General features: G+C 51.7%; 12 protein-coding genes. 9 read left to right on the top strand and 3 right to left on the bottom strand.

Features of this window, described 5'->3' with window-relative positions:
- The first annotated feature begins 172 nt into the window (after positions 1-172).
- From rho to fre, 5 genes are all read left to right on the top strand, one after another.
- Complete coding sequence (gene rho / locus D515_RS01605) at positions 173-1,438, top strand: transcription termination factor Rho (RefSeq protein WP_002535468.1); 1,266 nt, start codon at positions 173-175, stop codon at positions 1,436-1,438.
- 175 nt (positions 1,439-1,613) lie between these two features.
- Positions 1,614-2,612, top strand: a complete 999-nt coding sequence (locus D515_RS01600; RefSeq protein ID WP_002535467.1) for a hypothetical protein — start codon at positions 1,614-1,616, stop codon at positions 2,610-2,612.
- Between the two features lie 85 nt (positions 2,613-2,697).
- Positions 2,698-4,578 (top strand): 4-hydroxy-3-polyprenylbenzoate decarboxylase, encoded by a 1,881-nt coding sequence (gene ubiD / locus D515_RS01595; RefSeq protein ID WP_002535465.1) that lies wholly within the window; start codon positions 2,698-2,700, stop codon positions 4,576-4,578.
- Positions 4,579-4,581: 3 nt separating this feature from the next.
- Positions 4,582-4,860 (top strand): 2Fe-2S iron-sulfur cluster-binding protein, encoded by a 279-nt coding sequence (locus D515_RS01590; protein ID WP_039849450.1) that lies wholly within the window; start codon positions 4,582-4,584, stop codon positions 4,858-4,860.
- A complete protein-coding gene (gene fre, locus D515_RS01585) occupies positions 4,850-5,569 on the top strand; it encodes an NAD(P)H-flavin reductase (protein ID WP_002535463.1) in 720 nt (239 codons plus the stop codon). The genes D515_RS01590 and fre overlap by 11 nt, the downstream gene beginning before the upstream one ends.
- A gap of 75 nt (positions 5,570-5,644) precedes the next feature.
- Here the strand turns inward: fre and D515_RS01580 are convergent, their stop codons facing one another.
- Together D515_RS01580 and D515_RS01575 are read right to left on the bottom strand one after the other, a co-directional pair.
- A complete protein-coding gene (locus tag D515_RS01580; RefSeq protein ID WP_002535462.1) occupies positions 5,645-6,514 on the bottom strand; it encodes a carboxylate/amino acid/amine transporter in 870 nt (289 codons plus the stop codon).
- A gap of 93 nt (positions 6,515-6,607) precedes the next feature.
- Positions 6,608-7,033: a universal stress protein gene (locus tag D515_RS01575; protein WP_002535461.1), complete on the bottom strand. Its 426-nt coding sequence runs from the start codon at positions 7,031-7,033 to the stop codon at positions 6,608-6,610.
- 375 nt (positions 7,034-7,408) lie between these two features.
- On the opposite strand from D515_RS01575, the gene D515_RS25645 reads away from it, so the two are divergent.
- The 4 genes from D515_RS25645 (at position 7,409) to D515_RS01560 (ending at position 10,440) form a co-directional block, all read left to right on the top strand.
- Positions 7,409-7,618 (top strand): hypothetical protein, encoded by a 210-nt coding sequence (locus tag D515_RS25645; RefSeq protein WP_002535460.1) that lies wholly within the window; start codon positions 7,409-7,411, stop codon positions 7,616-7,618.
- 3 nt (positions 7,619-7,621) lie between these two features.
- Positions 7,622-7,960 carry a universal stress protein UspB gene (gene uspB / locus D515_RS01570; RefSeq protein ID WP_002535458.1) on the top strand — a complete coding sequence of 113 codons (339 nt, stop codon included), beginning with the start codon at positions 7,622-7,624 and terminating at the stop codon, positions 7,958-7,960.
- Between the two features lie 108 nt (positions 7,961-8,068).
- Positions 8,069-9,193 (top strand): mechanosensitive ion channel family protein, encoded by a 1,125-nt coding sequence (locus D515_RS01565; RefSeq protein ID WP_002535456.1) that lies wholly within the window; start codon positions 8,069-8,071, stop codon positions 9,191-9,193.
- A gap of 62 nt (positions 9,194-9,255) precedes the next feature.
- Positions 9,256-10,440: a BaiN/RdsA family NAD(P)/FAD-dependent oxidoreductase gene (locus D515_RS01560; RefSeq protein ID WP_002535455.1), complete on the top strand. Its 1,185-nt coding sequence runs from the start codon at positions 9,256-9,258 to the stop codon at positions 10,438-10,440.
- Positions 10,441-10,507: 67 nt separating this feature from the next.
- On the opposite strand, the gene ygjK is transcribed toward D515_RS01560, so the two are convergent.
- Positions 10,508-13,063, bottom strand: coding sequence for an alpha-glucosidase (ygjK, locus tag D515_RS01555; protein WP_039849472.1), 2,556 nt, complete (start codon positions 13,061-13,063; stop codon positions 10,508-10,510).
- Between the last annotated feature and the right edge of the window lie 202 nt (positions 13,064-13,265).

Here is a 13,265-nt window from a genome sequence, read left to right as displayed (position 1 = left end):
TGACCATCCCCGGGCACGGCTTAATTCTTTCCGCCAGCTAGACAGCTTTCCAATCTGGTGCTAACTTATTGCACGTAAATTGTACATTTCTGTTCATTCCTCGATCACACCCTTGATCGCTAAACCCTAACTAACTCAGACCTCAAATTTGACTGACAAGACACCTACCACTATGAATCTTACCGAACTGAAGAATCAGGCCGTTTCTGAGCTTGTAGCCTTGGGCGAAAGCATGGGCCTTGAGAACCTTGCCCGCCTCCGTAAACAAGACATCATCTTTGCCATCCTTAAGCAGCACGCGAAAAGCGGCGAAGATATCTTTGGTAACGGTGTGCTGGAAATTCTTCAGGACGGTTTCGGCTTCCTGCGCAGCGCAGACAGTTCTTACCTGGCAGGCCCGGATGACATCTACGTGTCGCCAAGCCAGATTCGCCGTTTCAACCTGCGTACCGGTGACACCATTTCAGGCAAAATTCGTCCACCGAAAGACGGTGAGCGTTACTTCGCACTGTTGAAAGTGAACGAAGTTAACCACGACAAGCCTGACAATGCGCGTAACAAGATCCTGTTTGAAAACCTGACCCCATTGCACGCCAACGAGCGTATGGTGATGGAGCGTGGTAACGGTTCAACCGAAGACATCACAGCACGTGTGCTGGATCTGGCATCGCCAATCGGTAAAGGTCAGCGTGGTCTGATTGTGGCACCGCCAAAAGCGGGTAAAACCATGCTGCTGCAAAATATTGCGCAGAGCATTGCCTACAATCACCCTGAGTGTGAGCTGATGGTACTTCTTATCGACGAACGTCCAGAAGAAGTGACCGAGATGCAGCGTCTGGTTAAGGGTGAAGTGGTTGCCTCAACCTTCGACGAGCCAGCAAGCCGTCACGTACAGGTTGCTGAGATGGTGATCGAGAAGGCCAAGCGTCTGGTTGAGCACAAGAAAGACGTGGTTATCCTGCTGGATTCCATCACCCGTCTGGCACGTGCATACAACACCGTGGTACCAAGCTCGGGCAAAGTACTGACCGGTGGTGTGGATGCGAACGCACTGCACCGTCCGAAGCGTTTCTTCGGTGCGGCACGTAACGTAGAAGAGGGCGGCAGCCTGACTATCATCGCGACAGCACTGGTTGATACCGGTTCTAAGATGGATGAAGTTATCTACGAAGAATTCAAAGGTACAGGTAACATGGAATTGCATCTGTCCCGTAAGATTGCAGAGAAGCGTGTCTTCCCAGCTATCGACTTCACCCGTTCAGGCACCCGTCGCGAAGAGTTGCTGACCAAGCCTGACGAACTTCAGAAGATGTGGATCCTGCGTAAGATTGTTCACCCAATGGGCGAAATCGAAGGCATGGAGTTCCTGATCGACAAGTTGGCAATGACCAAAACCAACGACGAGTTCTTCGAAGCCATGCGTCGTCAGAAGTCGTAAGCGTTTCAAATTGATAAAAAAGCACCGCCAATGCGGTGCTTTTTTATTAGGCTGACAAACGGATTGTTCTCTAATTACAATCTTATTAGTTGCCAAAACTGATACAGATCATCAGAATTGAGGCAAATCGCCAACCAGTCAGCGTAAATGGATAGGCTGACGTAGGATTTCCGGGATGAAACGATTACTGATTTTATTCGCTGTTATGTTGCCAACCCTGTTGTTTGGGGTGTCACGTGCTGTGACGCTTTCTCCCAACGACGTGGCAGCACACATGGCCGATCCTGCCTCCGTCTCCAAAATCCTGCGTGCCACGAAATTGTTCGATGAAAACGACATCGATGCGCTTAATACGTACCTGGACTCCCTGCCTGAACTTCAAAAAGAAGAAGCCTTGACCGTTCTGGCTCGCAGGGCGCTCGATTTTTCAACCATGACACCAGAGCGCGAAAAGTTTCTGGTAACCATCAGCAGACAACAACCCAAATACCTGGTGAAAAGTCAGGGGGATGGCTTTTGGGTCACCATGCCAGCGTTTAACTACGCTGGGGAAGCGAAATGGGTACTCAACCGTTGGCAAATCAAGTTGATGCAGGATGAGGCGATGCGCCTTCTCAACTACAACCAGCTTAACCTGTCGAAGTGGCTCTCTTTTTCCTCGAATGACTACGCGTTGCGCCGTGAAGCGATAGTCACTCTCGTACCCACACTCAATCAAACCCAGTTGGATAAGTTGGTCACTTTGTACCTTGATGACAAAAACATGGTATGGAGCCCAGACAATGCACTGCTTGCAGCGCTTGCTGAGAAAAGCGACAAGCCCAAAGTGTACGACTTGTTGTGGCTTCGCCGCACAGACAGTTATAGTTTGGCTGCCCTCCAGAAACTCGAAATGCCGCCTATTTCCAACAAGCATATCGAGCTGATGATCGCCGCCACCGTCAACCCCGTACTGGCGGAAACGGCTGTGCGACAGCTCGCGGGATTGCACCCTTTGCCTCAAAACGTTAAAGACTTCCTGCAAAAGCAAATCGCCGATCGTCAGCGGGGTAAAAACGTTGTTGAGCTGATCGCCCGCAAAGGTCATACAGAATGGCTGCGTGAGCTCGAACAAACGACCTCTGGCGTGACTCGCAGAAACATCCGCAATGGACTGGAACAGGTAGAAGGCTAATTGCCTTAAGAATTCTTACATATCCGCCTGTTCAGGTTTTATCGGCTCGTTATAATCGAACCAACACACCTCAACCGGGAAGGTTATGAAATTTACTGACTTACGCGCATTTATCGACCACCTGGAATCTGTGGGCGAGCTTAAACGCATCTCTCACCCTGTCAGCCCAGATCAGGAAATGACCGAAATTGCCGACCGCGTCCTGCGTGCCGGTGGGCCTGCACTCTTATTCGAAAATCCTGTCGGCTATGACATGCCAGTATTGGCCAACCTGTTTGGTACACCGAAGCGCGTGGCAATGGGGATGGGGCGCACAGAAGTGAAAGAACTGCGCGAAGTCGGCAAATTGCTGGCCTACCTGAAAGAGCCTGAACCACCAAAAGGCTTCAAAGACGCCATTGAAAAGCTGCCTGTATTCCGTCAGGTACTGAACATGCCTGCGAAACGGCTTCGCAAAGCGCCATGTCAGGAAGTGGTTTGGCAGGGCGATGAGGTCGATCTCGATAAAATTCCCGTGATGAGCTGCTGGCCGGGCGATGTCGCACCCTTGCTGACCTGGGGTCTCACCATTACCCGTGGCCCCAATAAAAAACGCCAGAATCTAGGAATTTACCGCCAACAGAAAATCGGTAAGAACAAAGTCATCATGCGATGGCTGGCGCACCGTGGCGGCGCACTTGATCTGCGTGAGTGGATGGAAACCCACCCAGGTAAACCTTTCCCGGTTTCAGTCGCTTATGGTGCAGACCCGGCAACCATTCTTGGCGCGGTGACCCCAGTGCCTGACACCTTGTCTGAATACGCGTTTGCCGGACTTTTGCGTGGCAGCAAAACCGAAGTGGTGAAAAGCCTGAGCAATGATTTGGATGTGCCCGCGAGCGCGGAAATCGTCATGGAAGGCTACATTGACCCGAATGAGTTTGCGGATGAAGGCCCTTATGGTGACCACACCGGGTACTACAACGAGGTTGAACGCCATCACGTGTTTACTGTGACTCATTTGACCATGCGCCAGAAGCCGATTTACCACAGCACGTACACCGGACGTCCGCCGGATGAACCTGCCGTTTTGGGTGTGGCACTCAATGAAGTGTTTGTACCTATCCTGCAAAAGCAGTTCCCTGAGATTGTTGATTTCTACCTGCCACCGGAAGGCTGCTCCTACCGCGCAGCAGTGGTGACCATGAAGAAGCAGTACCCAGGTCATGCCAAGCGCGTGATGATGGGCGTGTGGTCCTTCCTTCGCCAGTTTATGTACACCAAGTATGTGATTGTTTGTGATGAAGACGTGGACGCGCGTGACTGGCACAATGTTGCTCATGCGATGACGACCCGCATGGATCCGGTACGCGACACCCTGATGATTGAGCATACCCCGATCGATTCCTTGGACTTTGCATCTCCTGTTGTTGGCTTAGGTTCAAAAATGGGTCTGGATGTTACCAAGAAGTGGGAAGCTGAGCTTTCAGGTTACGCCAATGACGACGCTCGTGTTGCGGACAGTGAAGAGATTGAATCCCGCGTTGCGGCTCTTAAAGCGGCACACAGTGAACTGACGGATATTTATCTGCCACCGGAAGCGCATGCCAACGGCATGGTGATGGCCACTATCAAGAAACAGTCACTCGGCGACGGCCCGCGAATCATCGAGGCGATTTGGAATTCGCTTGGGGAAGTGGCGGACGTGAAGTTTGTGATGGTGTTTGATGAGGAAGACGTCAACATCCGCGACTGGAACGATGTAATTTGGGCAATAACCACCCGAATGGATCCCGCTCGTGATACCCTGTTGCGCGCAAACGCGCAGGATGATGAGTCTCAGGCTCTGCGTCCGGGGTCTAAAATGGGATTAGATGCGACCAACAAATGGCCGGGTGAGTCGGTTCGTGAGTGGGGAACACCCATCAGCAAAGACCCGCTAACTGTCGCGAATGTTGATGAAATGTGGGATAAACTGGGTCTCTAGAACATGTATGCGGTACACCTGATGCCTGCCGGAACGCAATTTTCCGTATCCGGACACCAGACATTATTACAAGGCGCGCTCGACGCAGGGGTACCTTTTCCTAACCGTTGCCAGATTGGGGCTTGTGCAAGCTGCCTGTGTCGGCTGGTTGAAGGCGAGGTGAGATATCATCTCGAACCAATGCTGACTGAACAGGAAAAACAACAAGGCTGGATCTTTGCCTGTCAGGCCATTCCATGCAGTGATCTGGTGGTTAGTTTTGAGGAAAGCGATGACTATTAAATGTGAAGTTACGTCAGTGTCGTCACTGACCAATAACACTTATCGAATTTTATTGAAGCCTGAACAGCCAGTGAGCTACAAAGCAGGTCAATACCTGTTGGCAGTGATGGGTGAGAAAGACAAGCGTCCATTCTCGATTGCCAGCAGCCCATGTCGCCAGAACGGCCATGAGCTGGAACTGCACATCGGCGCGGCAGAAGAAAATGCCTACGCGATGGACGTGGTGAAAGCGGCTAAAGCGACATTGGAAAAAGGCGACAACTCTTTTGTGATTGAAGCGCCACACGGTGATGCCTGGCTGCGTGAAGAACGCCAGCGCCCGCTGGTCTTGATTGCGGGTGGTACGGGCTTCTCTTACGTACGCAGTATGGTTGATCATTGCCTGAGCCAGAACTTTGCGCAGCCTATCTTCCTATACTGGGGTGGCCGCGACGCGAGCCAGCTCTACGCCAATGACGAAATGGAAGCACTGGCACTGAAGAACGGCCTCCTGAACTACATCCCGGTGGTTGAAAATGCACCGGAAGCCTGGAATGGCAAAGTGGGCAACGTGCTCGAAGCCGTGATGGAAGATTTCGTATCACTGTCTGCGTACGATGTTTACATCGCAGGTCGATTTGAAATGGCAGGCGCTGCCCGCGAGATGTTCTGTAACGAGCGTGGCGCAGAGCGAGACCACCTATTCGCAGATGCTTACGCTTTCCTGTAAGCGCTGAGACAGAAGATAACCAAATAGCAAAACACCGCCAGATGGCGGTGTTTTTTGTTTATAGGCTTGGAAGAATTAGGCGGTCGCTTCGATTTTCTTTTTGACCCAGGTTTCATTGAGCCAGAGTGATGCCAGAATCACCACGCCGCCAAACGCCAGTGTCATCAGGTCAGCATCGCGGTTCCAAATCAGCACATTCACGATAATACCTGCCGGCACCAACACATTGTTCATCACGGCCAGCGCGCCGGCATTCACAAGGGTCGCGCCCTTGTTCCACAGGAAATAGCCCAGACCGGAAGCGATAGTGCCAAGGTAAATCAGAATGCCCCACTGCAGATTGGTGGTGGGCAATTTATCGGTGCTGCCAAGCAGTAGGAACGCAGGCAGGGCAACGCACAGAGCGCCAAGGTAGAAAAGACCAAACACAGTACGCTGAGGCACTTCAATTTCGGCACGCTCTATCACTACCTTGTAGCCGACCTGACCGATTGCAAAACAGAGGTTTGCACCCTGAACAATCAAGAAGCCCAGCATAAAGTTCGGGTTCACTGAGGCAAACTTGATCACCACCGCACCTAATACTGCCAATGCCGCTGTCATCAGATACCAAGGCGAGAAACGACGGTTCAGTAAATCGTAGGTGAGGGTGACATAGACCGGTGTGAAAACCGTGAACAGCAGGACTTCCGGTACAGAAAGGTAGAGGAAAGACTGGTAGTAAAAGCAGTACATCAAGCCAAGCTGAATGCCACCGATGGCCATCAGTTTCAGCATCAGTGGTTTAGGTACGCCTTTCAGACGCAGGAACGGCAGGAAAACCAGTGCCGCGAGTGCCACACGGGTGACAACTGAAAACCAAGCGTCGACCTGCCCGGCGAGATACACGCCAATCAAGCTAAATGAAAACGCCCACAGCAGGGTGACAAACGATAAATACCCCATTTTCTTTCCCTAAAATCATTAAAATTGCCGCCAATTCTAATGAACTTGGCGGCAATGTGTAGCGATCTTATGCTGGACGGAGGAGCGTCGCGATCAGCTTGGCAGTGGCACCATCAGCATGTCGACCGGCGTTTTGTTGATAAGCTGTTTGGCCGACGAGATGAGGGTGCTCCAGAAGTCCTGATGATGGCCACAAAGCACTAAATCAAACTCGTAGTGGCTGATGGACTCAGTGATTTCATCCGCCAGATCGCCACTGGCAACCAGCGTATGCGCGACAGGATAATCGGCATGTCTTGCCAGTGCATTTAACTGGGACTGCGCTTCATCAATGATGCGGTTGCGGGTTTCTACCAAATTCACATCAATAAGGCCGGTATAGAGCTGCGCATAGTTCACATCAATGTGAATGAGTGAGAGTTTTGCGCCCAAAGGAGCTGCCAGCGCCGCACCTTTTTGCACCAACACCTCACTGTCAGATGACAAATCCACTGCCACCAAAATGTGTTTATAGCCCATAGCCTGACTCCCCATTAAGCCAATGATTACAGGTGAAAATTACCACTGTCCCTGTGTGAAGACTGTTGCCTGGATCCCACTGCCGATGCGCATTGCGTGACTCGACTACCAGTGCATGATTTTTCTGGGAAAAACAGCTTTCCCTTAATAGAGAGAATAGCTATCAGACTGATAAAAAAGAAAAACAATCGCTTATCTGGAATCCAGCTCAAAGCACAAAGAATATGCACTTTGGGTTGGCGTTTTCTGCATCAAATCTATACTTAAATAAAACACGGAGCCGAAAACTAAATCACTAAGGGTGACGTGTGGTGGCAAAACGCAGGTCTCAAACCATGGAGACTGCGGCGTGGATGACACCTCATTTCGGAGAGGTTGAGCCATCTGACACCAGATTGTCGTATCTACCCATTCAGTCTGGTCTACCGGTTTGCATTTTCGCTAAGCGAGCGCAAAACGGATTTGGGGGAAGACGGAAAGACCCTGTTCTTCATTGAGTTTTATCTGACAGGCGCAGTATTTCGTGAACTGCCTCTGTGGTGGGCAATCCTAATAGGGCTGCGCATCAGTAATACTGGGAGATGAACCATGAGCGGAGACGCCCTGATTATTGCGATTTTTTTCGTCACACTGGTTAACATCATGCGCTATCTGAGCTCGTTGCGAACCTTGTTGGTCATGTTGCGGGATGCCAATCCTCTCCTGTATCAACAAGTGGCACGCGGCAACAACTTTTTTGCGCCGCAAGGTGATATCAGCCGCCAGAAGCGACTGTTTCATTACATTCGCAGCCAGGAATATTTGCATCACCACGACGATGCGTTTATTGCCAAATGCAATAAAGTCCGCCACCTTTTCATTCTTTCGACGGCGCTGGTGCTTGCACTGGTTATGTCCCTCTTTTTTGTGGCATTTGCAGGACTTTAAAGCGAGAAAAACCATCGCAAACTCAAATCTCGGAAAACGCTGGCAGGTGCCAGCGTTTTTTTTGTTAACCTTCTGAACCAGAACAAACTCATAACGTCGGAGCAGGTTTTGGATAGATTTCTTGCGTGGTGGCAGCAAAGTGCTGAGGGATTCAATTTTGATTGGCTGGAACACGTCGGTCTGATGCTGGGCGCGGCAGCCATTGGCTGGTTGGCGTGGCGACTGGTGTTCAGCAAGCTGGTGGAGGTGTCGAAGAAAACCCGAACCCAATGGGACACCATCGTATTGCAAGCCTTGAGCACACCAATCAGCGTGTTTATCTGGTTGTGGCCATCGACGTTTGCCATTGGCAGCTTGATGGATGCGAGCGCTAAAGTCGGCACAGACTGGCTGAGTATCTCTCGCCGCGTGCTGCTCATCGTTTTGATGCTCTGGGTGATGCTGCGTTTGGTGAATGCTATCGAAGCGTATCTGTCCCAATCGGATAAACGCGATCAGACCACAGTATCCGCCATTGGCCATGTGATGCGCCTGTTGCTTGCTTTCATCGGTGTGCTGACGCTGCTGCAAGAGTTTGGTATCAGCCTGACAGGTCTTCTCACCTTTGGTGGTGTTGGTGGCCTGATTGTCGGTCTGGCGGCGAAAGATTTGCTGTCGAACTTCTTCGGTGGCCTGATGATTTACTTCGACCGGCCTTTCAGCGTCGGCGACTGGATTAACTCACCAGACCGAAACATAGAAGGTACGGTTGAGCGCATTGGTATGCGAATGACCATGATCCGCACGTTTGAAAGCCGCCCGCTTTATGTTCCGAATTCGGTGTTCAGTAATATCGTGGTTCAGAACCCATCAAGAATGCGCAATCGCCGCATCAACGAAACCATCGGTATCCGCTACAAAGATGCGGACAAAATGGGGGTAATCGTCGCGGATGTAAAAAAGATGCTGGAGACCCATCCAGACATCGAGCAGAACGCCACCCTGATGGTGAATTTTGATGCGTTTGCGGGCTCATCACTGAACTTTTTTATCTACACCTTCACCAAAACCATCAATTGGGCGCGATACCATGAAGTGAAGCAGGACGTGATGCTGAAAATTGTCGAGATTGTTCATGCACATGGTGCCGACTTTGCCTTCCCGACCCGTACTATCGCGTTTGACCGTGATGATGGCATGAAAGCGCAGATCCCGCTCAATCCTGAATTGGCGCCAGCGCCGGACAAAAACTAGACTGGCTCCAAGGTGCTCGGGCGGCTACAATGCCGCCCGATTTCGTGTAATGGGCAATAAAGATGAAGCAGTATGATGTAGTGATCATTGGCGCAGGCGCAGCAGGCCTGATGTGTGCCGCGCAGGCAGGTAAGCGTGGTCGCAGCGTGCTGGTGGTTGATAACGGCAAAAAACCGGGTCGGAAAATCCTGATCTCCGGCGGTGGCCGCTGCAACTTCACCAACTATGATGTGTCAGCTGCTAACTTCGTCTGCCGTAACAAGCACTTTCCGAAATCTGCCCTGGCACAATACAGCCAGTGGGATTTCTTCTCCATGGTCAACGAATACGGCATTGCGTGGGAAGAGCGTGAGCATGGCCAGCTGTTCTGTATCGACTCCGCCAAAGACATCGTTGAAATGCTGCTGAAAGAGTGCGACCTGCCGACCGTTGAACAGCGTTACCGTTGCGATGTGCATGATATCGAAAAGACCGAAGACGGCTTCATCCTGAAGCTGGATACGGACACGGTAAGCTGCCAGTCACTGGTGGTGGCAACCGGTGGTCTTTCCATGCCGAAGCTCGGTGCGACCCCGTTTGGTTATCAAATCGCCGAGCAGTTCGGGTTGGCACGTATACCGACGACCGCCGGTCTGGTGCCGTTTACCCTGCATGACAAAGACAAAGCGGCGTTTGCTGATTTGTCCGGTATCGCGATTCCCGTGACCATTACCACCGAAAGCGGCGTGCTGTTTAAAGAAAACCTTCTGTTTACTCACCGTGGTTTGTCTGGCCCTGTGGTCCTTCAGGTGAGCTCTTACTGGACGCCGGGCGAGAAAGTGGAGGTTAACCTGCTGCCGGACTTAGACGTGGTGGAAACCATCAACGCAATGCGTGACAAGCATCCGGCACAGAGCCTGAAAAACAGTTTGGCGCGACTGCTGCCAAAGCGTCTGGTGGAAGCCATGATCGAACGTGGTGACATTCAGGATAAGCCTCTTAAGCAGCTAAACCCGAAAGACATTACCGCGCTTGGCGATTATCTGCACCAGTGGCGCATCGCACCGAATGGTACCGAAGGTTATCGCACGGCAGAAGTGACACTGGGCGGTGTGGATACCGACGAGCTTTCATCAAAAACCATGGAAACCAAGAAAGTGCCTGGCCTGTATTTTGTTGGCGAAGTAATGGACGTTTCCGGTTGGCTCGGTGGCTACAACTTCCAATGGGCCTGGAGCTCAGGCTGGGTAGCAGGGCAGCACGTTTAAGCTGTATCAATCAATGCATACAAAAACGCTCCCTAATGGGAGCGTTTTGTTTTTTGAGACCCTTCAATCAGAAGAAGTCACGGTAGAGCATGTACAGGTGTGCCGCACTCCATGAGAAGTTAGAGGCTCCCTGAACCGCGCCCGTTTCCGGGTTATAGTTTTCACGAATTGCCCCGTCTGCTGTCATGCCTTCGGCGTTTTCAAACAGCTGATGTGCCATTTGCACTGCTTCCGGACCGTAGCCGTATTTCTCCATCGCTTTTACGCCAAAGTAGAACTGATCCAGCCATACCCGGCCGCGCCAGTAGATGTCTTTACCATAAGCCGGATTGGTCTGGCTCGCGGTAGGCAGGGAAATACCGTAACCCGGGAAGGCGTCCGAGGTAGCAAACTCGTCAGGGTCTGTCATCGTGCGGATCACGCTATCAGCCTGCGCCTGAGTAGCTGCGCCGTTAAACAGCGGCCCCCAACCTTCTGGGCCGCGGCCACGTTCGACGAGTGGTTCGCCCGCGCAGATGACGCCGTTCTTCTCATAGGTGGTGTCCTTGCCATTTTGATCCACCATGCGGATGTCGTAATAGAAGCCAGTCGCTTCGTCGAACATACAGGTATTGATGTAAGTTTTGATTTGTTCTGCGCCAGTGCGGAACTCTTGTGCGCGCTCTTTACCGTCTACACCAACCGATACACGCTCAGCCATGTCCGCCAGATAGAAGTTATCTGAGTACATGTAAGAGGCCTGATCAACCGACTCCTGCAACATAGAGAAGCCAAGTAGCGCATTGGTTTCAGCATCGCGGTTCTCGCCAAAGCGGACTTGCCAGTCTCTGCGGGCGTGTTCCAGATCGCCGTTGTAGGTGTTGTCAGCGTAGGCCTGCAGCTGGTCTTCATAGATAAAACCAAAGCGTGCGGCGTTATCCATGCCGGATTCCCAGCCAGCGGCTTCCTGAGCGCCAACATGGAGATCGGAGTAAATCACTTCATCCAGCACACGGTTATAGTTATCCACACCAATAATCTGATATTGACGCTCGCCATTCTCGTTGCCGATCAAGACGGCATCTGCACCAAACTTGGCGCCAAGATCTTCTTTCGTGACCACTTCCACATACATACGGCCATCTTCTGTGTTGTGGGCCGGGTCGACTGCTGCACCGTATTCTGGAACGCCGTTACCGTTGTGATCTCGGTTAGACAGCCACCAGTCGTGGTAGGCAACAAGCTGCGGATACATCTCATCAATCCATGCCTGCGCATCTGCCGGGCGGTTAAATTCATCTCGAAGGGCGTGATGAATCTCCATCACCGCCCAGGCCGCTAATGATGGCTTGGTGTTGCGCTCATTCCAGTTTTCAGAGCCAGCACCACCGCGGGATTCCGGCGCGGTATAAGTCACCACATCCAGCAGGTAGCCTTTGTCCTGAGGACGAATAACGTCATCTTCCTGCACCTGATACTGGAACACGGTGCGAATGTTTTCCATCGCGACGTCTGGGTTGAAGTGCGCCATGGCATAGGCTTGTTTCCAGGTATCCCAAGGCCAGGTCAGGTTGCCGGAGAACCAGCGTCCCGTAACCGAAGGGGTCACGGTGTCATGTTCTACGTCACCAGCTGCGGCGCGCCAGTTGCTGTTCAGTGTCATCATGGCTTTCACGCCAACACGCTTTTGAGCTTGTGTTGCCTGCTCGTTAGTCAGGCCCTTGCTGAGATACTCCGTCCAACGCGTCTTTGCCGCTTCCATGTAGGTATCAGGCTTTTTCAGGATGGCTTTGATTTTTGGACTTTCGGCGGCCACTTCTTCGGTGTTATGCAGATGCGAGAAGGTGGTGAAAATGCGGGTATCTTTGTTGTGCTTCACTTTGATTTTAGTGGTCTCGGTGTACGCAAGACCATCAATGTCCGTGTCGGTTTTCACCGAGCGGGCAATCACAAACGCGGAATCTGCATCGTTGCGAATGGCCCAGTTGCCTTTCATTTCGTTGCTGGAAATGGTCAGGCCCAGTCTGTTTTTCGTGAGTTTACGGCCGTAATCAGGGTAGAACTCGTCAACGGTTTTGGTCGGTTGGCTCGAAAGGGCATGGGAAAGCAATTCGCCTTGCCATTCAGCGGTGAAATGACGGTTTTTGCCACTTAAATCTTCAAATTTGGTTTCAAGCAAGGACGTGCGGTCGGTGACAAATCTCAGGGTCATGGTCACTTTCAGGCTGGGTGTCGTTAGTTCCTGTACCAAGGCGTCCGGCGTACTGTAGATGTTCGCCTGTGCGGATGAAAAATCAATCACCTCGCCGCTTTTGTTGTCAGTCAGTACTAACTTATCGAAGGTTTGATCTGACAGGTAGTGGGCGTATTCCTGCGTGACCTGCATGATGCCGCCTACCGCGCCATAGCCTTTCTCATTGGTAGGCAGCAGGTGGCCATGCCAGGCACCGTTATCGACAAAGGCGTTGTATTTAAGGTTGCTGTAACTGTCGTAGTCACGCAGAAATTGTGGGTCGCCAGTTCTGTCGAGAACGTTAGTGTATTGCTGAAGTGAGTCACTGCTTGCGGGTGCAGCAGTAACAGGGGCGGCAAGTGCCAGTGAAAGCAGGATGGATGCAGAAAGAGGAGCCAATTTAAACGTCATTTTCACACCTGTCAGGTTATCTGCAAAAGGCCAATACCGGCCTCTCAATTCGGCGACCATCATAGGGTGAGTACAAAAAGCGATTTGAAATAAAGATCACGGTGAAACGCTTCGTTACCTGAAATTACACCATGGGAGGCGGTGCAAAAAACGTCGCATGTTAACCAATGGAGATGTCAGATTTAGCGCTGCTGTCAGATCA

It is taken from the genome of Grimontia indica, assembly GCF_000333895.2.
Taxonomy (GTDB): domain Bacteria; phylum Pseudomonadota; class Gammaproteobacteria; order Enterobacterales; family Vibrionaceae; genus Enterovibrio; species Enterovibrio indicus.
Note: the sequence above shows the minus strand (reverse complement) of the source record. Positions and strands in the feature narration are given on the sequence as shown.

Excerpts from the sequence above, each read along its gene's own strand:
- uspB (WP_002535458.1), top strand. The coding sequence starts at position 7,622 with ATGAGCGGAGACGCCCTGATTATTGCGATTTTTTTCGTCACACTGGTT.
- D515_RS01560 (WP_002535455.1), top strand. The coding sequence starts at position 9,256 with ATGAAGCAGTATGATGTAGTGATCATTGGCGCAGGCGCAGCAGGCCTG.
- ygjK (WP_039849472.1), bottom strand. The coding sequence starts at position 13,063 with ATGACGTTTAAATTGGCTCCTCTTTCTGCATCCATCCTGCTTTCACTG.
- D515_RS01575 (WP_002535461.1), bottom strand. The coding sequence starts at position 7,033 with ATGGGCTATAAACACATTTTGGTGGCAGTGGATTTGTCATCTGACAGT.
- D515_RS01600 (WP_002535467.1), top strand. The coding sequence starts at position 1,614 with ATGAAACGATTACTGATTTTATTCGCTGTTATGTTGCCAACCCTGTTG.
- rho (WP_002535468.1), top strand. The coding sequence starts at position 173 with ATGAATCTTACCGAACTGAAGAATCAGGCCGTTTCTGAGCTTGTAGCC.
- D515_RS01590 (WP_039849450.1), top strand. The coding sequence starts at position 4,582 with ATGTATGCGGTACACCTGATGCCTGCCGGAACGCAATTTTCCGTATCC.
- fre (WP_002535463.1), top strand. The coding sequence starts at position 4,850 with ATGACTATTAAATGTGAAGTTACGTCAGTGTCGTCACTGACCAATAAC.
- ubiD (WP_002535465.1), top strand. The coding sequence starts at position 2,698 with ATGAAATTTACTGACTTACGCGCATTTATCGACCACCTGGAATCTGTG.
- D515_RS01580 (WP_002535462.1), bottom strand. The coding sequence starts at position 6,514 with ATGGGGTATTTATCGTTTGTCACCCTGCTGTGGGCGTTTTCATTTAGC.